The organism is Emticicia fontis, assembly GCF_054779675.1.
The window spans coordinates 60,726-85,230 of the sequence record NZ_BAAGXU010000002.1 but is presented as its reverse complement, the minus strand read 5'-3'; the positions used below and the strand labels follow the sequence as shown (position 1 = coordinate 85,230).

The following is a 24,505-nucleotide window of genomic DNA, read 5'->3' as shown; positions in this document are numbered from 1 at the left end:
AAAAATTAAATTGAACAGCAATGAATAAATTTAAGAAAATATTAACAGCGGCTGTTATAGCGGGATTTGCTGTAGCCAGTTGTAATGATGACTTTGTGAATACCAGCCCTCTTGATCAGGTATCGGAGTCAGCGGTATGGTCTGATGCTGCCTTGGCTGAGGCTTTCGTAACTGAGATTTACGGTGGTTTGCAGATGGGCGGATTTAGTGAAGAAATGCAGGCATCGTTAACCGATGAGGCTTCATTTACTCACCCTGGTCGTGGTATTACTACAATCACAGAAGCGCGTTCAAATCCGGCTGAAATCGGTTGGAATCAGGGTACAAGTGCTACTGGTAATAACCGTAGTATGAGCTGGGGTAATATCTATATCCGTCTGAGAGCTTGTAACCTTGCGCTTAAAAACCTTGAGACTGCCAAGTTTACTAATACTAATAAAATAGTAGAACGCCTGAAAGGTGAGGCAACATTTATGCGTGCATATTATTATCATCAATTAGTACGTGTTTATGGTGGTGTACCTATAGTTGACCGCCCTTATGCTTTGGGTGAGGCTGATTATCTGGCTCCTCGGAATACAATGCAGGAATGTATCGACTTTATCGTAAAAGATTGCGATCAGGCAGCTACATTACTTGAAGGTATGTCAATGGCAAATGGACGTGCTTCAAAAGCCGCAGCATTGGCATTGAAAGCTCGTATTTTAACCTATGCAGCTAGTGATTTGTATGATGCGACTACTGCTAAAGCAAAATCTACTGTCATGGCAGCATTCAGCAAACCTGAAATTCTTGCATTGACAAGCGGTAGCCGTGCTGAACGTTGGACAAAAGCTAAAGCAGCTGCTAAAGCTGTGTTAGATTTATCAGGTTATGGCTATAACCTGGGTCTGTCTGCTCCTGCCAGCAAAGAAGATGGTACTACTAACTACATGAATATCTCACTTGCAAGAAATGGTGGTGAAAAAGATTTACTTTTTGCCCGTTACTTTATCAATGCAAAACAAGAAGATGGTGGTCGTCAAGGTTTGTTCAATGGCCCTAATGGTTATCATAACTGGGCTGGTAACGCACCGATCCAACACTTTGTAGATGACTATGAAATGATGGATGGAACAAAATTCAGCTGGTCGAATCCACAACAGGCATCTAGCCCTTATGTAAACCGTGACCCACGTTTCTATGCTTCATTATTATATGATGGCGCACCTTGGAAACCGCGTACGGCTGACGTTGCGGCAAAAGACCCGGCTAACCAGATTCAAACAGGTCAATACGAGCTAGGCGATGGTTCTGGCACTAAAACACCTTACTTTGGTTTAGATACGCGTAAGAGTACAGTTGAAGACTGGAATGGTAGTTATACAGGTTATTATCTTCGTAAATTCATCGACCCAAGCCCGGCTATTGTTGACCAGAATACATGGCAACAAATTCCTTGGCCTCACTTACGTTATACAGAAGCCATATTTAACTATGCGGAAGCTTGTATCGAATTGGGCGAAGATGCTGAGGCTCGTACCTGGTTGAACAAAATCCGTTTCCGTTCAGGTATGCCTGCAATCACTGAGTCTGGAGACGCATTACGTCAACGTTACCGTAACGAACGTCGTATTGAGTTAGCATTTGAAGAGCACCGTTATTACGATGCCCGTCGTTGGATGATTGCCCCAACAACTTTGGGTAGAAAAGCAAACATTATTACCGTAATAGGTACATTGAAACCAGGTAAAACAGTTACATTGTATAAATATGACCCAACCAGTTATAATTATGAGTATAAAGTAACCGATATGGACCCTGGTAAAGAAAACCGTGCCTGGTTAGATAAAATGTATTTCTTACCAATACACCGTGACGAAATAAACCGTAACAAAAACTTGGTTCAGAACCCTGGGTTCTAATCAATTTTAATAAATTGGGTAGTTGAGCGCCTATTAGGTGTTTAACTACCCAAATTTTTTGTTTTAAAGCCTAATACCTATCCGATGAAATCCCTGAACCTAGTTCTGCTAAACCTATTGTTATTTTTACTGGCTTGCAAAAGCGACAAAAAAACTGCTGATGATCCTGCCTCAGATACTTCAAATGAACCTCAGCTTTTCACTTTGTTGACTCCCGAAAAAACGCACGTTGATTTTCAGAATATCATCAATGAAGGGCTTAATACCAATGTGTTGATGTATGAATATTTTTACAATGGGGGAGGTGTGGCCGTAGGTGATGTAAACAACGATGGTTTAGACGATATTTATTTTACGAGTAATATGCAATCCAATCACCTTTATCTGAATAAAGGTGCAATGGTTTTTGAAGATATAACACTCGCCTCTGGAGCAGCTGGCCGAGAAGGACCGTGGAAAACCGGAACCACAATGGCTGATGTGAATGGTGATGGCTTGCTTGATATTTATGTATGTTATTCCGGAAACTTATTACCAGAAAAGCGTACCAATCAGTTATTTATTAATCAGGGAAAAAATGCCAATGGCATCCCGACATTTATAGAAAAAGCACACGAGTATGGTCTGGATAGCCCAGCTACCAGTACACAAGCTGCTTTTTTTGATTATGACAAAGATGGAGATTTGGATATGTTTTTGTTGAACCATAATCCTAAATCGTTACCTGTACTAGATGAAGCCACAACTGCTGAGATTTTAAAAAAAGAAGACCTCGAAAACGGTATGCGTTTTTTCAGACACGATAAAGGAAAAAACGGAGAACCTGTCTTCAAAGATATTACCAAACAGGCAGGCTTACAAAGTTCTGCTCTTTCTTATGGATTAGGGATTGCCATTGCCGATTATAATAATGACGGCTGGCAGGATATGTATGTTTCCAACGACTACACCATCCCTGATTTTCTTTATATCAATAATAAAAAAGGCGGGTTTATTAACCAGATAAGTGAAGGTGTTGGGCATTTCTCGCATTTTTCGATGGGTAGTGATGCAGCCGATATAAATAATGATGCCCTGACAGATATTTTTACGCTGGATATGCTTCCTGAAAGCAATCAGAGACAAAAATTATTGATGGCACCTGATAATTACGAAAAATTTGATTTCAATCTGAAAGTAGGTTTCGGGCATCAGTATATGCGCAATATGCTCCAACTGAATCAGGGAGTACTCAATTCAAATTCAGCAACTAAATACCCTCAGTTTTCAGAAATCGGGCAATTATCAGGTATTTCTAATACTGACTGGAGCTGGAGCGCCCTTTTTGCCGATTATGATAACGATGGCTGGAAAGACCTTTACATCACCAATGGCTATCTGCGAGATTATACCAATATGGATTTTCTGAAATATATGAGTGACTATATTCAGAACAATCAGGCAAATATTCAGCGCCAGAATGTACTGGATCTGGTGATGAAAATCCCTTCGTCGAATCTGACCAATTATATGTATAAAAACGGTCAGAATCTGCAATTCAAAAATGTAGTAAGTAATTGGGGTATGAACCACAATGCCAATAGTAATGGAGCGGCCTATTCAGACCTTGACAATGATGGAGACCTTGATCTGGTAATCAACAATATCAATCAACCTGCTTTTATTTATCAGAATGATGCTGATAAACAACTGAAAAATCATTACCTGAAAATCAAACTGAATGGGGAAGGGCTGAATAAACTAGGAGTAGGGGCAAAGGTGTCTTTATACAAAAACGGAAAAGTACAATTCCTTGAGCAAATGCCAACCAGAGGTTATCAATCTAGTGTATCACCCATTTTGCATTTTGGCTTAGGCAATGATTCTGAAATCGATTCATTAAAAATAGTATGGCTAAGCGGCAAACAACAATTATTGGCTAAAGTGGCTGTTGACAAATTATTAATTGTTGAAGAAAAAGAAGCTAAATCAGCTAATCAGATAAATCAATCACCTGGGCCATTATTGAAAGAAACCAATACCGGTATTAAGTATATAGCAGTAAATAATGCAATCAATGATTTTAAGAGACAGACATTGCTCGTAAATCCTCTATCATTTAACAGCCCTTGCATGGCCAAAGCTGATATTAATGGGGATGGATTAGAAGATGTTTTCGTAGGTGGGGGAAGTGGAAAAACCGGAGAGGTATATATCCAATCTAAAGCAGGAACATTTACAGTAAAAGCTCAAACCTCATTCGAGGCAGATAAACAAAGTGAAGATGCAGATGCTATTTTCTTTGATGCAAACGGAGATACTTTTCCTGATTTATATGTGGTCAGTGGGGGTTATGGAAATATGATGCCGGATGATGCAGCATTGCAAGACCGTCTATATATCAATGATGGCAAAGGTAATTTTACCAAAGCGGCTAATGCATTACCGAAAATGCTTGTTAGTAAAAGTTGTGTAAGAGCTACTGATATTAATCAGGACGGAAAACCTGATTTATTTGTGGGCGGAAGAGTAATTCCGGGTCGTTATCCCGAAACACCTCAGAGCTATATTCTTATGAATCAAAGTAGTGCAGGAGTACCTCGTTTTGTTGACCAGACAGATAATATTGGTGCCGAAATCAAAAATATAGGCATGGTAACTGATGCTGCCTGGTATGATTTAAACAACGATAAAAAAGCTGAATTAATAATTGTAGGAGACTGGATGCCAATTCAGGTGTTTGCACTGAATAGTGGAAAATTAGCCAATGTAACTACTACTTATTTTGAAAAACAATATGCTGGTTTATGGAATAAACTGCTGGTAGATGATTTCAATAATGATGGGAAAGTAGATTTACTGGCAGGTAATCTGGGTTTGAATTCTCAATTGAAAGCCATTGAAAATGAACAAGCAGAATTATTCTATAAAGATTTTGATGATAATGGTTCTCTTGATCCGATTCTTTGTTTCTACATTCAGGGTAAAAGCTACCCTTATGTAACGCGCGATGAACTGTTAGATCAGATAAGTATCATGCGTACCCGTTTCCCTGATTATAAAAGCTATGCTGATGCGGGTATAAACGAAATTTTTACAAAAGAAGAACTGACAGATGCTAAAAAATTAACTATTAATACGCTCAAAACAACGCTTTTTATACGTGACTCCCAGGGCAAGTTCCAGGAAAAGAGCTTGCCTTTACAAACACAGTTTTCACCGGTGTTTGCAATGTCAGCGATAGACATTGATGCCGACGGAAAAAAAGATTTGGTATTGGCCGGAAACATTAATCGTGGGCGTTTGAGATTTGGTAAATATGATGCTAATTTGGGACTCATTTTAAAAGGAGACGGAAACGGACAATTCAGCGCATTGACCCAACAACAATCAGGATTATGCCTGAAAGGAGACGTGAGAAGTATATTATCGATTAATAACCTGGTGCTTTTTGGCGTTAATCAACAGGCATTGAAAAGCTATGCTTTTAAGAAATAACAACCTTAATACTATTTTGCTCCAATGAGATTTGCAGTAATATTAATAATTTGTGCTTACATAACTCTTGGTTGTACAAATAAAACCGGACAATTACCCAGGCTGAATAGTAAGGAAGTAAGCAACGTAATAAACCGAATGACCGACATCATGATACATGATGTATCTAATCCTCCCCTGGCTTCACGCTTTTTCTCTTATGCTTGCCTGGCAGGATATGAAATTGCTTCACAGAATAATGATTCTATCCCTTCGATGAAGGGTAAATTGAACGGTTATCCTGATATAAAGAAAATGAAGACTTCGGGTGCATTTTCTCCTGATGTAGCCTCAATTCTGGCTATGATGGAAACGGCAAAGAAAATGCAACCGTCAGGAAAACTATTAAGTGATTATGAGAAAAAATGGATGGATTCTTGTCAGACGCATCTGGGGTTTTCGCAAGAGGTCATAGAAAATTCTCTGAATTATGCGCAAGACATCAGCAAACAGATATTAGCCTATGCCAAGGCCGATAAATATAATCAGATAAGCAATTATCCACGCTATACGCCCGGTGGCAAAGACGGAGACTGGTTTCCGACGCCGCCAGCCTATTTCCCTCCGGTCGAGCCGTATTTTCACACTGTTCGCTCTTTTACGCTAGATTCCGCCAATCAGTTTGACCCTATCAAACCTATTCCTTTTTCAACTGATAAAAAATCTGAATTTTATCAGTTAATGCTTAATCTTTATAACGATAAATTATCAGAAGAGCACAGAGAAATAGCCGCATTCTGGGATTGTAATCCATTTGCATTGCAAGATAATGGCCACCTGATGGTAGGAGTTAAAAAAATTTCTCCTGGTGCTCACTGGATGGGCATTGTTGGGATAGTTTGCCAGCAAAAGAATCTAAGCCTTGCTAAAACATTACAGATTCATACGGCAGTGGCTATCGGCTTAATGGATGGTTTTATTGGCTGTTGGGGAGAGAAATATCGCAGTAATCGGGTTCGCCCTGAAACTGCCATCAGAAAATATATTGACCCTAACTGGCGACCAATTTTACAAACTCCGCCTTTCCCTGAATATCTGAGTGGGCATTCAACCATTTCAACTACTTCGGCAGTAATACTCACACACTTTCTGGGAGATAATTTTGCCTATACTGATACCGTTGAAAAAAGATATGGCTTGCCGCCTCGCGCGTTTCCTTCATTCAATGCAGCGGCAGAAGAAGCAGCTATTTCCCGTTTCTATGGCGGCATTCATTTTGTTGATGCCATTGAACATGGGCAAACCCAAGGAGCAAAGGTCGGTCAGCAGGTTTTAAAGCGTTTGAATTAAAATTGAATATTTTCAAGAAAAAATATTGACCTTTTGGTCGATTTTTAGAATATTTACACAGGAAAAAACGTATGATAGGTGTAATTAACCTTCAACCTGTTTTAACTAATAAACCCTAACCGAAATTTCCTGATGTCAAATCTGAATATAGACAGTGTAAAAGAACGCACTTTTGATGCCATCGTGATAGGCTCTGGTATGAGCGGTGGCTGGGCAGCCAAAGAACTTACTGAAAAAGGACTGAAAACCCTTGTTCTGGAACGAGGCCGAAACATTGAGCATGTAAAGGATTATCCTACTACTCTGAAAAATCCATGGGAGTTTGAGCATCTGGGACAGGTACCTAAAGCGATTATAGAAGAATATAAAATTCCGAGCCGACATTATATTTTTAGCGAGAGTACTTTGCATTTTTTGGTAAAAGATGCAGAGCAGGAATACATTCAGGAACAACCATTCGACTGGATGCGCGCGTATCAGGTGGGAGGGCGCTCTATGCTATGGGCGCGCCAGACCCAACGTTGGAGTGACTTCGATTTTGAAGGCCCTGCCCGCGATGGATATGCTACCGACTGGCCAATCAGGTATGCCGATATTGCTCCCTGGTATAGTTATGTAGAAAAATTTGCAGGAATCTCAGGTAATAAAGATGGTGTTCCAACTTTGCCTGATGGAGAGTTTTTGCCAGCGCATGAAATGAGTTGCGTGGAGAAACACTTCAAGCAACAGATGGCTACTCATTACAAAGATCGTTATGTGGTGATGGGTCGCGCAGCGCATCTGACACAACCTAAAGAGATACATTATAAACAAGGCCGTGCTCAATGCCAGAATCGGGTGATTTGTGAGCGCGGATGTCCCTATGGTGGTTATTTCAGCAGTGTGGCAGCGACAATTCCTTGGGCAAAACGAACAGGTAGACTTACACTTCGTCCGCATTCAGTAGTGCATTCGGTTATCTACGATGATAAAAAGCAAAAAGCAACGGGTGTGCGTATTGTAGATGCTAATAGTAAAGAGATGATTGAGTATTACGCTAAAATCATTTTTGTTAATGCTTCAACAGTCAATTCTAATCTGATTTTGCTGAATTCCATTTCCAATCGTTTCCCGAATGGCCTAGGGAACGATAGCGATATTTTGGGTAAATACATGGCATTTCATACTTTCAGAGGACGAATAACTGCCGAGTATGACGGTCTTCTGGATTCTACTACTGAAGGCAAACGTCCGAATTCTAGCTACGTTCCGCGCTTCCGCAATGTATACAAACAAGAAACAGATTTCTTACGTGGCTATGCCGCAGGTTTCAGTACTTCAAGAGGGTTAGTCCCTGAGGGTACGGGGATAGGAGAAGATTTGAAGAGTCGGCTAATGCAACCTAAATTAGGCTTATGGCAGATAAACTCTCATATGATGGGTGAAACAATCCCTAAAGAAGTAAGCCGTGTTTGGTTAGATAAAGAGTTGAAAGATAAATATGGCATCCCGCAATTGCATGTATCAGTTAAATATGATGATAACGATGATAAGATGCTGAAAGATTTCTGGGAACAATTTTCAGAAATGTATGCAAAAGCCGGATTCAAGAATATTCAGACACACGATACTAAACGGAATCCTGGAAGTGAAAATCATGAAATGGGAGGAGTACGTATGGGTAAAGATCCTAAAACATCTATGCTCAATAAATGGAATCAGATGCACCATTGTAAAAATGTATTTGTAACCGATGGCGCTTGTATGCCCTCAACTTCAACTCAAAACCCTTCATTGACTTATATGGCACTCACGGCCCGCGCGGTTGACTATGCCATGAAAGAAATGAAAGCACAAAGATTATAAATTAAGTATTTTTCAAAACCCAATAGATTAAGTATTCAAATTCTCATGAAAAAAAGCCTTTTGTTAGTATTAGTATTGGCATCCTTTTTTGCCAGCGCACAACAACGATGGACAGTAGAAAAAGCCAATGCCTGGTATGCCAAACAACCACAGTTTGTAGGTGCCAATTATATTCCGAACACAGCAATTAATGAATTAGAAATGTGGCAGGCAGATACATTTGACCCTGCAACAATTGATAAAGAATTAGGCTGGGCAGAAGGCCTGGGCATGAATATCATGAGAGTTTTCTTGCACAATATCCCTTACGATACAGATAAAGCAGGGTTTATCAGCCGAATTAATCAGTTTTTAGAAATAGCAGACAAGCATCATATCAAAATTATGTTTGTTCTATTTGATTCTTGCTGGAATGATAACCCTAAAGCCGGAAAACAAATGGAGCCAATCGTTGGCAAGCATAATTCAGGTTGGGCGAGATGTCCGGGTACAAAAATGTTATTCGATTCAAGAACATGGGGTAGCCTCGAAGCGTATACTAAAGGAATTATTGGTGCATTTGCTAACGATAAAAGAGTGATTGCATGGGATTTGTTTAATGAGCCAAGCAATTCAGGCTATAACGATGCCGTAATGCCTTTATTAAAGAAATCATTTGAATGGGCTAGAGCAGCTAAACCTTCTCAACCAATTACTGCAGGCTGGTGGACTGATCACCCTATGAGTAATGAGTTTATGTTTGCTAATTCAGACATCATTACTTTTCATAATTATAAAGATCCAGAGAATTTGGAAGCACAAATCAAAGATTTGCAAACGAGATTTAAAAGACCTTTGATTTGTACTGAATACATGGCTCGTAAACACAAAAGCACCTTTGAAACTTGTCTTCCGGTATTTGCCAAATACAAAGTAGGTGCCATTAACTGGGGATTGGTACAAGGTAAAACGAATACTATTTTTGCTTGGGATGAACCTATGCCTAATGGTGGTGAACCAGCTTTATGGTTTCATGAGGTTTTTCGTACGGATGGTTCAGTTTACAAACAAAGTGAAGTAGACGCTATTAAAGCCGTTACGAAGAAATAAAATATTTTACATCACTAAAGAGTATCATAAAGCTTATATGGTTTTGTGATACTCTTTAGTGATTTTAACCATTTCGTTCATCACCTATACCTACCATTTGCCATGAAAATCATCATTTTATTCCTGCTTATTTGCTCTTTAGGACTGCAAGCGCAAAAAGGTAAAAAGCCTAATGTGATTTATATCTATGCAGATGATCTAGGGTATGGTGAATTAGGGTGTTATGGGCAAACAAAAATCAAAACGCCAAATCTGGATAAACTGGCCAAAGAGGGTATAAGATTTACGCAGCATTATACTGGTGCCCCGGTTTGTGCTCCTGCCAGAACCATGCTCATGACCGGTAAGCATAGCGGGCATTCTTATATCAGAGGGAACTATGAATTAGGTGGTTTTGAAGATCAGAAAGAGGGTGGCCAGATGCCTTTGCCTGAAGGAACCTTTATCATTGCTGATTTAATGAAAAAAGCGGGGTACTCGACGGCTGCTATCGGCAAATGGGGCTTGGGTATGAGTAATACAACCGGAGACCCAAACAAACATGGTTTCGATTATTTTTACGGCTATCTGGATCAGAAACAAGCGCATAATTTCTACCCTACTCACCTTTGGGAAAATGGAAAATGGGATACACTTCGTAATGCCTATATTAAAGTGCATGAACCTTTACCAAAAGATGAAACGAATCCTCAGGCATTTGACAAATTCAAAGGAAATGATTATTCTCTGACCAAAATGGCGGAAAAAACAATAGCCTATATCCGTCAACATAAAGACCAACCTTTCTTCCTGTATTTACCATACACCGGCCCGCATCTATCTCTACAAGCACCTGATGAAGCAATAAAAGAATACATCGGTCAATTTGAGGAACAACCTTATAGAGGTGAAAAAGGGTATGCTTCAACGCTATACCCAAGGTCAACTTATGCAGCCATGATTACTTATATGGATAAGCAGATTGGGCGAATTATGGCATTGTTGAAAGAACTAAATCTGGATGAAAACACCTTGGTGATGTTCAGTAGTGACAATGGCGCAACTTTCGAAGCCGGAGGAGCTGATACCAATTTCTTTAATAGCGTAGGAGGACTTCGGGGAAGAAAACAGGATTTATACGAAGGCGGTATCAGAGAGCCGTTTATTGCCCGATGGCCCAAGAAAATCAAGGCCGGACAAACCTCAGATTTAGTCTCTACTCAATACGATCTGATGGAAACCTTGGGTGAACTTACCGCGACAAAACCTCCACAAAACGATGGTATTTCCTTTCTGCCAACTTTGTTAGGCAATTCACAACTCCAAAAACAACATTCATATCTCTATTTTGAATTTCCCGAAAAAGGAGGACAAGTAGCTGTTCGCATAGGCAATTGGAAAGGTGTGAAAAGCAATATGAAAAAAGACAAAGATGCAAGATGGGAAATATATGATTTAAAAAACGACGTAAAAGAAACAACCAATCGTAGTAGCCAATACCCTGAATTGATAAAGCAATTTGAAGCGATACTTAAAAAAGAACATCAACCTTCACATATCAGAGAGTGGGAGTTTATTGACCCAAAATTCTGACCTCCCCAAGAATACTGAAAGGCCTCTATTGATTCATATTTGATTATGCAAGTGCATTAAAAGAAGAGTATTACAACAATAAGTCAGCTAGGAGATTATGTAAACGTGACTTATGGAAGCGATAAAGGTTCCAAACTGAATTCCGTAATTGTTGTAAATAATGGAGCAGTTCTTAGAACTGAATTTGGTAGATGTAATTAATCAGAGAGCGAACCCGTTTTATGACTGGTTCGCTTCATTATGTTCTTTACTTTCATTCAGTTCTTTTCTGGCATTAATGTAGCCTCTTACGACAGTAAAAGTAGTAACGGCCAGAAAGAAAATGATTACATATTCTACGTAGTTAATAATACCCGGGAATTTTTCACCAAAATAGAAACCACCACCCACTAGCGTAATCACCCAGATTGCACCACCCAGAATATTGAAAATTGAAAATTTATAGAATTTCATTTTTACAATTCCAGCCAGAATAGGAGAGAAGGTACGTACTACTGGTAAAAAACGAGCAATGATTAATGTCTGGCTACCATATTTGGCAAAGTATTTACGCGTGCTATCGATGTGCTTCTTCTTAAAAAATATAGAATCCGGCCTTGCCTGTATCTTGTCGCCAAAATACCAACCGGAGAAATAACCCACAAAAGAGCCAATAACCGCTGCTAAAAATATGCAGGCCAGTAATAAAGGCAAAGGTACGGTCAGTATTTTAGTGCCGCAGAAAACGCCTGAAAGAAACAAGAGATAGTCACCAGGTAGAAAGAAGCCAAAAAAGAATCCGTTTTCAATGAAAATAATAAGGGTAATAGCCACAAGGCCACCCGTTCGGATTAATTCTTCCGAATTCATTAAATATTGCAACCAACCACTTGCCTGTTCCATTGAAATTTCTTTTTTAGCTTTTCTGAATAGATGTTTATTGTATTTTTGGCTCGTTTAGCTCAATCACATAGCCATCTGGATCTGTAATATAAATCTGAAACGCTCCGTCAAATCTTTGTTGACGATGATAGGCCACTCCTTTTTCTTTTAAATAAGCCTCGATACTATCAGCCGATTTGGCAGGAATTGTCCACGAAAAGTGGGCACCATTTTTATCATTATTAGCTACCGGATCTTTTCTTCCTAATAAAAGGTGTAATTCCTGACCTGGGGCAATCTGAAACCAACGACGAATCGCCAACATATTATCGGGTACATTAAGCGGTTGCAAACCCACAATTTCGCGATAAAATCTGGCACTTTCCTGTAGGTCTTTTACAGCCAGACCTACGTGGTTATATGATTGAACCGGAATACCTTTGGTCTGAGCAAAACTGGTAACAGAGACGCCTAACAAAAGAACAAGAATGCATTTAGAAAAATTCATAGGTACGGTGTTTATATAAGGGTTGAAAATAGTTTTAATATTTACTTAATAAATCACATAAATGGTTAATACATTTGGTGCAATCTATCATGCCAGTTCTGATAACTCGAGCCAGCGCATTTCTTTTTCCGCAATAGCATCATTTATCTGCTCAAATTCTTTAGCCCACGTTGCCAGTTCTTCGTGTGAACCATTGCCTGAATTCATTTTTTCGACTAAGATAGCTTTGGTAGATTCCAGCTTTTCAAGCTCTTTTTCCAGTCCCTCGTATTCCTTTTGTTCTTTGAAACTTAGTTTACGTTTAGCTTCCGGTTTCTGAACCTGTGGAGCAATGGTGGCTTTAGTGGTTGAATCATTGTCAGTATTCCCATTAACTGCCTGAATTGGTTGTTCATCTTTCCAGTTGCGATAGTCTGTATAATTACCCGGAAAATCTCTGATATAACCATTGCCCTCAAAAACAAAAAGGTGCTCAACTATTTTATCCATAAAATAGCGGTCGTGAGATACTACCAGTAAACACCCTCCGAAACTGATCAGGAAATCTTCCAATACATTCAGCGTCGAAATATCCAAATCATTCGTAGGCTCATCAAGTATCAGGAAATTCGGATTTTGCACCAATATCTTCAATAATTGCAGGCGTCGTTTTTCTCCACCACTCAATTTATGAACAAAGCTATATTGCATAGCCGGAGGGAACAAGAAAAGTGTCAGGAAGTTGGAGATAGAAAGTTCACTGCCATCAGCCATTTTTACGTACTCTGCAATCTCGCGCACCACATCTATTACCCGCTGCCCATCTTCAAAGTCGAGTCCTTCTTGTGAATAATAACCAATCCTGATAGTGTCTCCCTTTACCACTTTACCCATATCCGGTTTCAATTTTTCAGTAATTAATTCCAGAAGGGTAGTTTTGCCCATCCCGTTTTTACCTACAATCCCGATTCTATCGCCTCTCTTGAAAGTATAAGAAAACTCTGAAATTACTTTTTGAGTATCAAAAGCCTTACTCACGTGCTGAATCTCAATAATCTTACTCCCCATCCGCTCCATCTTCATACTCAGTTCCAATTTCTCTTCCGGGCCTTTTTTTATAGTCTTGCTCTTCAAATCATAGAACGCATCAATACGGCTTTGAGACTTTGTTCCACGCGCCTTAGGCTGGCGTCTCATCCACTCCAATTCTTTTCTAAGTAGATTGCGGTAATTCTTTTGGGTAGCAGCATTAACGGCTTCCTGTGCTTCTTTTTTCTCAAGGTAATAATTATAATTACCTGTGAATTTATAAATCTGATTATCGGCTATTTCAAGAATTCTGTTGCAGACCTTATCCAGAAAATAACGGTCGTGAGTAACTAAAAGCAAGGTAATATTAGATGAAGATAGATAACCTTCAAGCCATTCAATGGTATCCAGATCCAGATGGTTGGTAGGCTCATCCAGAATCAGGAAATCAGGTTCTTCAATCAATACACGCGCCAAGGCAACGCGTTTCTGCTGTCCACCTGATAAATTACTGATGAGCTTATCAAAATCAGTAATCCCCAATTTGCCTAAAATCTGTTTTACTTTCACTTCATAATCCCAGGCCTTCAGGGTATCTACTTTTTCAATCGCATCAGCCAATCGTTTATCATCATGTAGATTCAGCGCAATTTCATACTCTTTAATAGCCAGTGTAAGGGCATTTTCAGAGGCAAAGATGGTTTCCAATACTGTTTTTCCGGCTGGCAAGTCAGGATTCTGGTCGAGATAACCTGTTCTTATATCCTTACGGATACTAATTTCGCCACCATCCACATCTATTTTGCCCACCAGCATATCTAATAAAGATGATTTGCCCGAACCATTCGCACCAATCAATGCCACTCTTTCGCCTTGTAGAATTCCAAAGGTAAGATTTTTAAAAAGCCAGCGTTCCCCTAAATTCCGTCCTATATTTTCGGCTGATAAATAATTCATAAGTTTTATAGATAATCCGTTTCCTCTCCGTTCATTTTTGTGTGGCAAAAATACATTTAATTTTTGGTTAATCGTTCAGCCAGTTCTTCCCATTCTTGATCAAGCGAGATTTTAGGCATGGTTTCTCCGGCACGTTTATACCAGTAATTCGCATTCCAGTTATCACCTTCTTTGCGATGCAGATAAGCATGCAGACGATCGTAAGGCTGTGTGCCTTCTTTACTTTGAGCGATATTATGTGAAGCTTCCCAGTCACCATTATAATCATACCAAAGGGCTTGCAATAAAGGAGATATATCTTGTGGAACTTTTGTGGCCGAAAGTGTGCTTTTAAATGTCTGGAGGTTCATATAATAATTTTTTATATAGATGGCATCTGTGCTCTGCCAAAACCAATAATTTTGTTCAAATTTACAAAACCAATATGAATTTTTTACATTTAATTGTCTGGTTCAAAAGATTAGCCTGGCTTTTAATTATTTACTTTATTTTAAGAGTCTTATTTGTCTTTTTTAACCTTCATTCCTTTCAGACAAACTCCATTGCCGAAATACTGGAATCATTTCTGGTGGGTTTGCCCTTTGATTTATCTGCTATTTTTATCAGCAATTCCTTATTGACGGTTTGCTCCTTATTACCATTCCGGTTTGTAGACACGGCATCGTATCAGCAATTCCTGAAATATCTCTATTGGATTCCCAATAGTATTTTCTTCTGGCTCAATATAGCTGACCTGGAATATTATAAATTCATAGGCCGCCGCACTATTTTCGAAATCTTTGGTATTATTACAGACATCGGTCAGCAAGCATTCAATCTGATGGGAGCCTACTGGTATTTATTTCTGATTTGGGCAGCAATCAGTTATATTTTTGTAAAAGGCACACCTGTTACTGCACGTATCAATATGGTAAGAGTTTATGCCGAAAACGACATTATTTTCAGGAATAAATATGTAAAACCAATCGTCTGGATTCTGGCTTTAGGTATGAGTGTGCTTATTTTCAGAGGAGGTTTCCAAACAAAACCATTGCGTATCAATCAGGCATTCAGCCAGCATGACACACATTTAGGGAATCTGGCCTTAAATACCACTTTTACATTCTTGACCACAATTGATGCGAAAGGCACAGAAAAAGTGAATTTTTTTACCGAAAACGACCACCAATTATCAAAGCGAATCAGCAGAGAGCGAATTTCGCATATTGATTCTACCATTATTAATTCAGATAAACCGCAAAATGTAGTTGTAGTAATATTAGAAAGTTTTGGTAAAGAATACATGGGCTATAAGAATCCGTATAAGGGTTATACGCCTTTTCTGGATTCATTGGCAAAGAATGGTATTTTTTACGAAAATTGCTTTGCAAACGGGCGGGAGTCAATCATTGCTATGCCCGCCATTACTTCGGCTATCCCGCAACTGATAGACGAGCCTTTTATTACTACTTCCTACCAGTCAAATAATTTCTATGGGCTGGGTACATTACTGAAACCTAAAGGATATGCTACCTCATTCTTTCATGCAGCACATAATGGCTCAATGGGTTTTGAGGGTTTCTCACAGCAAGCAGGTTTTGACAAATATTATGGTTTAGATCAATACCCTGAAAATCTGAAAGAGCGTGATTATGATCATAACTGGGGGATATTTGATGAGCCATATCTTCAGTATTTCGCCGGAGAATTGTCAAAAGAAACAAAACCTTTTGTAAGTTGTGTGTTTACTATTAGCTCTCACCATCCATATACTATTCCCAAACCTTATAAAGGTAAATTCCCCAAAGGCAGTTCTAAGGTGCACGAATGTATTGGGTACTCAGATTTTGCTTTGAAGCGTTTTTTTGAAACAGCATCAAAGCAACCCTGGTTTCAGAATACCTTATTTATTATTACGGCTGATCACACGCAAATTAATACCGAGCCACAATATGCCAATGCTTTAGGTGCCTATCGGGTACCCTTGATACTATTTCATGGAGATAAACAAATTTTGCAGAACCTTCAGAAAGTTGCCAATCCTCATAAAGTTTGTCAGCATACTGATATTCTCCCAAGTATCCTTGATTTTCTTCATATAAATCAGGATAAAGTTTTGTTATTTGGTGAATCTGTTTTTGCCAGAACCAGTGGTATTGCCTTACAATATGAATCAGGCACTTATCGCATGATTACTGATTTTGGAGACAATAACCTTATCTATTTTGAAAAGAATGCAGATAATCATATAAGACTTTTTGATGCAGCAAACAACAGCGAGACGTTTATTAAAAACAATAGTGCATATGATGATAGATTAAAAGCCTATATTCAGTTTTATAGAAATGGTTTAATAGAGAACGACTGGGTTAGTTTCTGAAAAATGACCAATTATTGAAATTTATGGGGAATATTTTCCTCGAATTTATGTATATGGCTTGCCACATTCATTATTTAGTTAATATTTAATGGTTAGTGGAATGGTATTTTAACAGGTATAAACGTTGACAGTTTTTTTACACACAGTTTTACTAATAAATACCATTATCATGAAAAACAAATTGTTTTTGTTAGGTGCTTTACTTACCATGTCTTTAGCAAGTTATGCTCAACCAACAACTTCGTGGGGACCGAAATTAGGAGTTAACTTTACATCGTATGCACCAAAAGCCGAAAGTTTCGACGTATTAACAGGTTTAAACGCAGGTTTATTCTTAAACCACAGTATCAACAGTAATTTTGGGGTAACTATTGAAGGTAATTATTCGCAGTTTGGAACAAGAGTTCAGAATGGGGGTAATATCGAACGTATCCACTACATTCAAATTCCAGTATTAGCTGTCTATTATTTCGGGCATCAAGGCGAGGCTTTCCGTCCTAAATTATTCGCAGGTCCTTACTTAGGAATTTTAGCAGGATCGACAGATAAAGGTGGGAACGAACTTTCAAATGGGCAACAAGTATTCAATTCAGCCGATGTAGGTGGGCAGATTGGTGCAGGGTTTAACTTCCGTCTTAAACGCGAAACATGGTTAAATACCGACGTTCGTTACATCAGAGGTTTTGGTGACATTACCAAAGAACCTTCAACAAGCTATCAGAATGCAGGGGTAAATATCAATGTAGGTATTAGTTTCCCTATCAAATAAAACTAATCAAAACACAGAAAATCTTATGGGATTCACCTCCCAGAGCCTACACCCCTCTTCGGTTTTTACTGAAGAGGGGTTTGTGGTTAAAATAACACACCTCTTTAGGGGCTAGGGGCGCGTTTTATTTTTTTTCTCTACTTTTTTTATACGCTCTTGCAGCCAGAAACAACAAAAAACCAAAGGCAATAACACCTAGAAAAAGATAAAGAAAATTAATAAGATTTTTTACCACTGCCAACATTACAATAGACACCAGAAATAATGTAGGCAATTCGTTTAACAATCTGTATTGAAAAGAGTTAAATACCATATATTTTTCTCCTTTTTCCAATCGCTCAATGGTTTTTTTGCAGAAAATATGGTAACCCGTTAATAAAACCAAAAGAACCAGCTTGACGTGCAGCCAACCTTGTTGGAGAAAGGACGGAGTGTTTATAAGCATCAAAATCCCGAAAGTCCAGGTAATCATCATGGCAGGATTACAGATAATTTTATAGGCTCTTTTCTGCATCAGAATATAGTCTTGTTTAAAAGCCTCGCGTAGATGCTCAGGCTTTTGATCGGCTTCAGTATAATAAACAAACAGGCGAACCAGATAGAACAATCCGGCAAACCACGACACGAAGCCAACGATATGCAATGATTTGAGATAGAGATGAAGCATTCAGGTGTAATTTAAAACTGACGTATTTTATAAGCCCTCAAAAATAAGCAACAAAACCATACGTTAAACTATAAAAACTGATTTTTAAAATGAATAAGCTGTTTTCGTTACTTTTAATTATAGGTATTTCAGGTGCGGCAAAGGCACAGGATGCCAAAGCAAAAGAGTTTTACGATAAGGGTATAAAGAGTTTTGTAGCCAGAAAATCAGATGATGCTACCGAGAATTTATTAAGAGCTATTGAGAAAGATTCTACCTATGCAGATGCTTATTTTAAGTTAGGTCAGATGAGTGAAGGCGCTTTAAACGAGGCTAGTGCAATGAAGTATTATGATAAGGCTATCAGGTTTAAACCTAATGATCCTAATTATCGTCAGGCATATGCCTATACGGGTACCCGTGCTCTAAGGAGTGGGAATTATGAAAAGGCAAAGCCTCTTCTCGAATTTGCGCTAAAAAGTTCTCCACCTAATAGCATGATACTAAAACAACTGACTAAGCAATTAGAAAGCTGCAATTTTGCAATTGAAGCACAGAAGAAAAAACTAAGTTTTGATGCCAATGATATGGGGGAGGTTATTAATTTTAAAAAAAATCAATACTTCCCGGTATTGACAGCTGATAATGAAACTTTGATTTTTACAGCCCTTGCAGAAGAAGGAGATGAGAATTTATTTTATTCAAAGCTAACTAATGGTAAATGGACAAAGCCTCAAAGCATTTCGTCTAAAATTAATACGCCAGCCAATGAAGGCACCTGTAGTATTTCTGCTGACGGTAGAACCCTTGTTTTTACAAGTTGTGATGCCAAAGATAGTTTTGGGAGCTGCGATTTATATATTTCTCGTAAGGTGGGTAACGAATGGAGTGCTCCCGAGAACTTAGGCGCAAATATCAATACCCGAGAGTGGGAGGCTCAACCCAGTCTTTCAAACGATGGTCGTATATTATACTTCTCTTCAAAACGTCAGGGAGGTTTCGGTGAGAAAGATTTATGGGTTAGCGAATTAAAGAATAACGTATGGTCACCCGCGATGAATCTGGGTAATATCATTAATACTTCAAAAAACGAGGTTTCTCCCTTTATTCACGCTAATGGACATACTCTTTTCTTCGCTTCAGATGGGCATGTCGGAATGGGAGGATTAGACCTGTATATGACTGAGCAGAAATTAAGCATTTTTTCAAAGCCTGAAAATCTGGGCTACCCCATTAATACTTTTGAGAATCAGGCAGCATTATTTATTACTTCTGATGGCAAAAAAGGTTATTATTCATCAAATGTAAAGAGTGATATCCGTCTGTATGAGTTCGATATCCCACAAGAACTAAGTAATCGGTTCAGTCGTGTAAATTTTGTGAAAGGTATTGTACAAGATGCGCAAAGCAAGAAGAATATTTCGGCTGAAATTGAACTGATAGATTTAAAGACAGGTAAAACCATTGAAAGTGTACAATCAGATGCCATGACTGGCGAATACACAGCTGTATTACCTAATGGTAGTCATTTTGGTTTGTTTATTAATAAACAGAATTATTTCAACAAAAGCTTGTCGTTCGATTTCTCCGAAAAAACAGATGCCAACGGAAAGGTGGTAAATATATCTTTAGAACCTATCAGAAAAGATGTAGATATTGTATTGAATAATATATTCTTCGATTCTGGAAAGGCAGAATTAAGACCTGAGTCGTTTGCAGAATTAGATAAACTGCAAAAACTGTTATCCCAGAATAATACACTTAAAGTGGAGATTTCCGGACATACGGATAATGTAGGAAAAGATACAGATAATCAGGCTTTATCTCAAAAAAGGGCTGCTGCGGTAGTTGAATACCTTGTAGCAAAAGGTGTAAATGCGGCTAATATTAAAGCCATTGGCTATGGTGAAACCAAACCAATCTTATCGAACGATACCGAAGAAAACCGCCAGTTAAACAGAAGGATTGAAATGAAAATCCTCTAGGCTTGCCTATCCCGCCAAATTTGATGAACTTTGTGGCTTGGAAACTATGTTCATTTATCAAGCATGGCTATTTTGAAGGCTATTGCAGATAAATTTTACTATTTACATTCACGATTATCAATATAATGGCACAAGAAAAAGTAGAAGTGTTGATTTTAGGGTCAGGTCCGGCTGGTTATACGGCAGCTATTTATGCAGCAAGAGCAGGTCTTAAACCTGTTATGTATCAGGGAGGCCAACCAGGAGGACAATTAACGATTACCACCGATGTTGAAAATTTTCCGGGTTATCCAGAAGGTATTATGGGACCCGAAATGATGGAAGACTTCAAAAAACAAGCCGAGCGTTTTGGGACAGACAATAGATGGGGGATGGCTACCAAGGTAGATTTCTCAACACCAATGGCGCATAAAGTTATTATTGACGACACACACGAAATCATTGCTAATACCGTTATTATTGCTACGGGTGCTTCGGCCAAGTGGTTGGGTTTAGAATCAGAGCAACGTTTAAATGGCTATGGCGTTTCAGCCTGTGCTGTTTGTGACGGATTCTTTTTCAGAGGACAAAATGTGGCTATAGTAGGGGCAGGAGATACGGCTTGCGAAGAAGCACATTATTTATCAAAACTCTGCAAAAAAGTATATATGCTGGTGCGTAAGGGTGAGTTCAAAGCATCGCAGATTATGCAGAAACGTGTGGAAAACACTCCAAATATTGAGATTTTATTCCATACCGAAACAATGGAAGTATTAGGAAATGATGGAGTGACAGGAGTAAGAATTAAAAACAATATCACACAGGAAGAATCCTTTTTAGATGTAACCGGATTTTTCGTAGCGATTGGCCATCAGCCAAATACCCAAATATTTGAAGGATTTCTGGATATGGACGAGGCGGGTTATCTGGAAACAATTAAGGGTAGCTCAAGAACAAATGTGGAAGGAGTATTTGCCTGTGGTGATGCACAAGATAAAATCTATCGTCAGGCCGTTACGGCAGCCGGTTCGGGTTGTATGGCAGCTTTAGACGCCGAGAGATATTTAGCAGAGCAAAGTTTGCATTAGACAACAAAAATGCCTAATATTGTTATAGAGATGTGTCAGGCTGCTTGGTCTGATACATTTTTATGGGGCAACCTAAAAACAAAATACAAAATGAGAAAGGCTTTATTTACCATTATTGCTATATTTTTTCTTTTGAGTGCGGGCTACGCCCAGACAAAAGAAAGGGGAATAAGATTGAATAAACCCACTATTCCTTCTACTCAGAAAGAAACTAAGAACAAAAACCTTAATAAACCTCAGAAACAGGACGACGAGTTTAGTTTTGAAGAAGAACCTAAATTGCGTTTTATTAATGAGTTTGAAGCACCAAAATCAGATAAAAATGCTGGGCTGAAAAGCGAACCTATTAAGGAACTGAATGCGGTTGTGCATGACGACACTTCATCTATTGACGAAGGAGAGATAGAGATTGTAGAAATTGAAGAACAGGCCCAATTTGCAGGGAGTGATGATATGGTGAAAATTGCCAGTTATTTCTCGGTTTGGAATACAGATTTTGTTGACCCTTATGGCATTGATGCCAAAGATTATGATGAAGTAGTTCCGATTCAGTTATACGATATTTCACAAGGCAGATATTGGGCTGGCCCTATGGCTAAAGGTGTAACCAATTCACAGTTTGGCTGGAGATGGCGCCGCTGGCACACAGGTATTGATCTTGATTTAGATACTGGTGAGCCAATTTATTCTGCGTTCGATGGGATTATCCGTGTGGCAGGCGTACACGGTGGTTATGGTCGTTGTGTGGTTGTTCGTCATTACAATGGATTGGAAACCCTTTATGGTCACTTATCAAAGATTAATTTCGAACCGAATACAGTGGTGAAAGCAGGTGACGAAATAGGAAAGGGTGGAAGTACAGGAAGAAGCTCTGGTCCTCACTTACATTTCGAAACACGTTATGAAGGAAATCCTTTTGATCCTAAAAATATCTTTACTTTCAACCCTGAAAAAATAGATATTAATTCGGCAGAATTTACTATGACCTCACGCGTGTATGATTACTTGAGAGGTGGCGCCAGCAAAGGAGACTTCGAGTTTGACGAACCACAGGTTATTACGCGTAAGGCTTGGATAAGAGTTCGCTCAGGAGATACACTTTCTGAAATTGCAGACCGTAATCATACCACAATTAGTAATCTGGCAAAATTGAATCGTATCAAAACAAACACCAGATTGCGTCCGGGTTATCGTTTAAGAGTAAAATAAGAATTGTATAAAGATATTTTAATTGCGGCGTGAAACTATTTACGCCGCTTTTTTTTTATGATTAAGAGATGTCTTGAACTTTGATTTACCTGATTTTAGGATTTTCCTGATACTATTTGATATTGCTTTAGTTATATGAACTGAATTAAATGAATATCAATGCAATCATAAAATCAGGTAAATCAAAGTTCAAGGCTCAATCAATCACTCATTAAATACACATGAAGCTAGATATACTCGTAATGGCAGCGCACCCCGATGATGCCGAAATGTCGTGTGGTGGAACAATGGCAATCGCTATTGAAAAAGGTAAAAAGGTAGGTATTGTAGATTTTACAAGAGGAGAGTTAGGTACACGCGGTACACCTGAAATCCGTGCATCAGAAGCAGCAGCGGCTTCTGAGATTTTAGGTATATCTGTTCGCGAAAACCTTGAATTCAGAGATGGTTTCTTCAAAAATGATGAGGAACATCAGATGAAATTAATCAGAACCATTCGCCGTTATCAACCGGATATTGTATTGGCTAATGCCATTGAAGATCGTCATCCTGATCATGGCAAAGGAGCTGCGCTTGCAGTAGATGCCTGTTTTCTATCGGGTTTACGTATGATAAATACCTATGAAGAAGATGGAACCCAACAAGCCACATGGCGACCTAAATTCCTCTATCATTATATTCAGGATCGCTACATTAAGCCTGATTTAGTGGTTGATATTTCTAAATACTGGGATTTAAAAGAAGCTTCTATCCGCGCGTATAAAAGCCAGTTCCATGATCCGAATAGTACAGAGCCGGAATCATATCTGACAAGTCCAGAATTCCTTGATTTTCTGAAAGCACGTTCGCAGGAAATGGGGCATAGTATCGGTGTCAGATTCGGAGAAGGATTTACCAAAACAAGAATCTTAGGTGTGAAAGACATTTTTGATTTAATATAAGAATAGCCGTATTTTGGTCGAAAATTTGTGTCTATGATTAATTTTCTTTTGTCGGTACAGCAATCAATCAATCTTTTTATAAATAGCATCTTGTCTCTGATAAAGGTGCTATTTTTATCTGACTTTTCTCTTAAAACTGCGAAAGCAACCAACCCGAAGTGTGGAATTCTGGGTAATGGCCCATCTTTAAAAACAACTTTAGAAAAGGATATAGAGTTCTTAAATCAATTGGAACTCATTGCCGTTAATCTTTTCTCTACAACTCAAGAGTATACACAACTTAAACCCAAGAATTACTTATTATTGGATTGGTCTTTCATGAATCCAGACCACTGGCATGGACGAACCGGTTTGAGAGGTATTGTAGAAAATACTACCTGGGATTTGAATTTATTTGTTCCTACAAAAATGCTGAAATCGACTTATTTCAGAAATGAACTCGCACAAAATAGCCACATAAAACCAATTCCTTTTAATTATACTATTGTTTCTGGTTATACAAGGCTTACTCATTGGCTTTTCAAAAAAGGTTTAGGAATGCCACAATGCCAGAACGTACTAGTCGCCACATTGTTCTATGCCCTGAATATGGGTTTTAAAGAAATATATCTCTTTGGAGCGGATCACTCATGGCATGAAATGATTAAGCTGGATGAGGACAATAATCTGGTGGTAAGTGATACGCATTTTTATGGTCAAAAAGATTATGATATAGCCATCCGAGAAACATCTTATATGAGTCAGCAGCTATATTCTTTACACAAGGCTTTCTATGGGTATGAAGTGTTGGCGAAGTATGCGAGGAGTATAGGTATAAAGGTTTATAATGCCAGTGCAAAAAGCTATGTTGATGTTTTTGAAAAGGCGAAAGTAAAAGATTTGATGAAAAAGCCTATTTAGCTTATAATAAGCTAGGATTTGAAAGCGATTAACTATCTGAGACTTTAATGTAATTGTGTGGAACAGTTTTTTTAGATTA

The 24,505-nt window shown here is 38.6% G+C and carries 18 protein-coding genes; 13 read left to right on the top strand and 5 right to left on the bottom strand.

Annotation, left to right across the window (positions count from 1 at the left end; translation table 11 throughout):
• Nucleotides 1–20 precede the first annotated feature (20 nt).
• The 6 genes from ACYVFA_RS01555 to ACYVFA_RS01530 all read left to right on the top strand — a co-directional run bounded on the left by ACYVFA_RS01555 (nucleotide 21) and on the right by ACYVFA_RS01530 (nucleotide 11,216).
• Entirely contained in the window at nucleotides 21–1,904 is a 1,884-nt protein-coding gene (locus ACYVFA_RS01555) for a RagB/SusD family nutrient uptake outer membrane protein (RefSeq protein WP_460470027.1), read from the top strand.
• 84 nt (nucleotides 1,905–1,988) lie between these two features.
• A complete protein-coding gene (locus ACYVFA_RS01550) occupies nucleotides 1,989–5,381 on the top strand; it encodes a VCBS repeat-containing protein (protein WP_460470026.1) in 3,393 nt (1,130 codons plus the stop codon).
• Between the two features lie 138 nt (nucleotides 5,382–5,519).
• Nucleotides 5,520–6,710, top strand: a complete 1,191-nt coding sequence (locus tag ACYVFA_RS01545; RefSeq protein ID WP_460470025.1) for a vanadium-dependent haloperoxidase — start codon at nucleotides 5,520–5,522, stop codon at nucleotides 6,708–6,710.
• 132 nt (nucleotides 6,711–6,842) lie between these two features.
• Complete coding sequence (locus ACYVFA_RS01540) at nucleotides 6,843–8,555, top strand: GMC family oxidoreductase (RefSeq protein ID WP_460470024.1); 1,713 nt, start codon at nucleotides 6,843–6,845, stop codon at nucleotides 8,553–8,555.
• Between the two features lie 45 nt (nucleotides 8,556–8,600).
• The gene (locus ACYVFA_RS01535) at nucleotides 8,601–9,644 is read left to right on the top strand and encodes a glycoside hydrolase 5 family protein (protein ID WP_460470023.1); all 1,044 of its coding nucleotides are present in this window, start codon (nucleotides 8,601–8,603) and stop codon (nucleotides 9,642–9,644) included.
• A gap of 102 nt (nucleotides 9,645–9,746) precedes the next feature.
• On the top strand, nucleotides 9,747–11,216 hold the full coding sequence (locus tag ACYVFA_RS01530; RefSeq protein ID WP_460470022.1) for an arylsulfatase: 1,470 nt from the start codon (nucleotides 9,747–9,749) through the stop codon (nucleotides 11,214–11,216).
• 219 nt (nucleotides 11,217–11,435) lie between these two features.
• Here ACYVFA_RS01530 and ACYVFA_RS01525 read toward each other — a convergent pair whose 3' ends face one another.
• The 4 genes from ACYVFA_RS01525 to ACYVFA_RS01510 all read right to left on the bottom strand — a co-directional run bounded on the left by ACYVFA_RS01525 (nucleotide 11,436) and on the right by ACYVFA_RS01510 (nucleotide 14,900).
• Nucleotides 11,436–12,098, bottom strand: coding sequence for a DedA family protein (locus ACYVFA_RS01525; protein ID WP_460470021.1), 663 nt, complete (start codon nucleotides 12,096–12,098; stop codon nucleotides 11,436–11,438).
• A 34-nt stretch (nucleotides 12,099–12,132) separates the two neighbouring features.
• Complete coding sequence (locus ACYVFA_RS01520; protein WP_460470020.1) at nucleotides 12,133–12,585, bottom strand: VOC family protein; 453 nt, start codon at nucleotides 12,583–12,585, stop codon at nucleotides 12,133–12,135.
• 87 nt (nucleotides 12,586–12,672) lie between these two features.
• Nucleotides 12,673–14,550: an ABC-F family ATP-binding cassette domain-containing protein gene (locus ACYVFA_RS01515; RefSeq protein WP_460470019.1), complete on the bottom strand. Its 1,878-nt coding sequence runs from the start codon at nucleotides 14,548–14,550 to the stop codon at nucleotides 12,673–12,675.
• Between the two features lie 56 nt (nucleotides 14,551–14,606).
• The gene (locus ACYVFA_RS01510) at nucleotides 14,607–14,900 is read right to left on the bottom strand and encodes a hypothetical protein (protein WP_460470018.1); all 294 of its coding nucleotides are present in this window, start codon (nucleotides 14,898–14,900) and stop codon (nucleotides 14,607–14,609) included.
• A 74-nt stretch (nucleotides 14,901–14,974) separates the two neighbouring features.
• Between ACYVFA_RS01510 and ACYVFA_RS01505 the strand changes: the two genes are divergently transcribed.
• A complete protein-coding gene (locus ACYVFA_RS01505) occupies nucleotides 14,975–16,909 on the top strand; it encodes an LTA synthase family protein (protein ID WP_460470017.1) in 1,935 nt (644 codons plus the stop codon).
• A gap of 169 nt (nucleotides 16,910–17,078) precedes the next feature.
• A complete protein-coding gene (locus tag ACYVFA_RS01500) occupies nucleotides 17,079–17,678 on the top strand; it encodes a porin family protein (protein ID WP_460470016.1) in 600 nt (199 codons plus the stop codon).
• 124 nt (nucleotides 17,679–17,802) lie between these two features.
• Here the strand turns inward: ACYVFA_RS01500 and hemJ are convergent, their stop codons facing one another.
• Complete coding sequence (gene hemJ / locus ACYVFA_RS01495; RefSeq protein WP_460470015.1) at nucleotides 17,803–18,345, bottom strand: CopD family protein; 543 nt, start codon at nucleotides 18,343–18,345, stop codon at nucleotides 17,803–17,805.
• A gap of 89 nt (nucleotides 18,346–18,434) precedes the next feature.
• Between hemJ and ACYVFA_RS01490 the strand changes: the two genes are divergently transcribed.
• The 5 genes from ACYVFA_RS01490 to ACYVFA_RS01470 all read left to right on the top strand — a co-directional run bounded on the left by ACYVFA_RS01490 (nucleotide 18,435) and on the right by ACYVFA_RS01470 (nucleotide 24,426).
• Complete coding sequence (locus tag ACYVFA_RS01490; RefSeq protein ID WP_460470014.1) at nucleotides 18,435–20,309, top strand: OmpA family protein; 1,875 nt, start codon at nucleotides 18,435–18,437, stop codon at nucleotides 20,307–20,309.
• A gap of 125 nt (nucleotides 20,310–20,434) precedes the next feature.
• Nucleotides 20,435–21,376, top strand: coding sequence for an NAD(P)/FAD-dependent oxidoreductase (gene trxB / locus ACYVFA_RS01485; RefSeq protein WP_460470013.1), 942 nt, complete (start codon nucleotides 20,435–20,437; stop codon nucleotides 21,374–21,376).
• A gap of 90 nt (nucleotides 21,377–21,466) precedes the next feature.
• Nucleotides 21,467–22,585 carry a peptidoglycan DD-metalloendopeptidase family protein gene (locus tag ACYVFA_RS01480; RefSeq protein WP_460470012.1) on the top strand — a complete coding sequence of 373 codons (1,119 nt, stop codon included), beginning with the start codon at nucleotides 21,467–21,469 and terminating at the stop codon, nucleotides 22,583–22,585.
• Between the two features lie 221 nt (nucleotides 22,586–22,806).
• A complete protein-coding gene (gene bshB1 / locus ACYVFA_RS01475; protein ID WP_460470011.1) occupies nucleotides 22,807–23,526 on the top strand; it encodes a bacillithiol biosynthesis deacetylase BshB1 in 720 nt (239 codons plus the stop codon).
• A gap of 33 nt (nucleotides 23,527–23,559) precedes the next feature.
• A complete protein-coding gene (locus ACYVFA_RS01470) occupies nucleotides 23,560–24,426 on the top strand; it encodes a motility associated factor glycosyltransferase family protein (protein ID WP_460470010.1) in 867 nt (288 codons plus the stop codon).
• The last annotated feature ends 79 nt before the right edge of the window (nucleotides 24,427–24,505 follow it).

Excerpts from the sequence above, each read along its gene's own strand:
- ACYVFA_RS01530 (WP_460470022.1), top strand. The coding sequence starts at position 9,747 with ATGAAAATCATCATTTTATTCCTGCTTATTTGCTCTTTAGGACTGCAA.
- ACYVFA_RS01515 (WP_460470019.1), bottom strand. The coding sequence starts at position 14,550 with ATGAATTATTTATCAGCCGAAAATATAGGACGGAATTTAGGGGAACGC.
- trxB (WP_460470013.1), top strand. The coding sequence starts at position 20,435 with ATGGCACAAGAAAAAGTAGAAGTGTTGATTTTAGGGTCAGGTCCGGCT.
- ACYVFA_RS01490 (WP_460470014.1), top strand. The coding sequence starts at position 18,435 with ATGAATAAGCTGTTTTCGTTACTTTTAATTATAGGTATTTCAGGTGCG.
- ACYVFA_RS01505 (WP_460470017.1), top strand. The coding sequence starts at position 14,975 with ATGAATTTTTTACATTTAATTGTCTGGTTCAAAAGATTAGCCTGGCTT.
- ACYVFA_RS01555 (WP_460470027.1), top strand. The coding sequence starts at position 21 with ATGAATAAATTTAAGAAAATATTAACAGCGGCTGTTATAGCGGGATTT.
- bshB1 (WP_460470011.1), top strand. The coding sequence starts at position 22,807 with ATGAAGCTAGATATACTCGTAATGGCAGCGCACCCCGATGATGCCGAA.
- ACYVFA_RS01520 (WP_460470020.1), bottom strand. The coding sequence starts at position 12,585 with ATGAATTTTTCTAAATGCATTCTTGTTCTTTTGTTAGGCGTCTCTGTT.
- ACYVFA_RS01470 (WP_460470010.1), top strand. The coding sequence starts at position 23,560 with ATGATTAATTTTCTTTTGTCGGTACAGCAATCAATCAATCTTTTTATA.
- ACYVFA_RS01545 (WP_460470025.1), top strand. The coding sequence starts at position 5,520 with ATGACCGACATCATGATACATGATGTATCTAATCCTCCCCTGGCTTCA.
- ACYVFA_RS01525 (WP_460470021.1), bottom strand. The coding sequence starts at position 12,098 with ATGGAACAGGCAAGTGGTTGGTTGCAATATTTAATGAATTCGGAAGAA.
- hemJ (WP_460470015.1), bottom strand. The coding sequence starts at position 18,345 with ATGCTTCATCTCTATCTCAAATCATTGCATATCGTTGGCTTCGTGTCG.
- ACYVFA_RS01510 (WP_460470018.1), bottom strand. The coding sequence starts at position 14,900 with ATGAACCTCCAGACATTTAAAAGCACACTTTCGGCCACAAAAGTTCCA.
- ACYVFA_RS01540 (WP_460470024.1), top strand. The coding sequence starts at position 6,843 with ATGTCAAATCTGAATATAGACAGTGTAAAAGAACGCACTTTTGATGCC.
- ACYVFA_RS01480 (WP_460470012.1), top strand. The coding sequence starts at position 21,467 with ATGAGAAAGGCTTTATTTACCATTATTGCTATATTTTTTCTTTTGAGT.
- ACYVFA_RS01500 (WP_460470016.1), top strand. The coding sequence starts at position 17,079 with ATGAAAAACAAATTGTTTTTGTTAGGTGCTTTACTTACCATGTCTTTA.
- ACYVFA_RS01535 (WP_460470023.1), top strand. The coding sequence starts at position 8,601 with ATGAAAAAAAGCCTTTTGTTAGTATTAGTATTGGCATCCTTTTTTGCC.
- ACYVFA_RS01550 (WP_460470026.1), top strand. The coding sequence starts at position 1,989 with ATGAAATCCCTGAACCTAGTTCTGCTAAACCTATTGTTATTTTTACTG.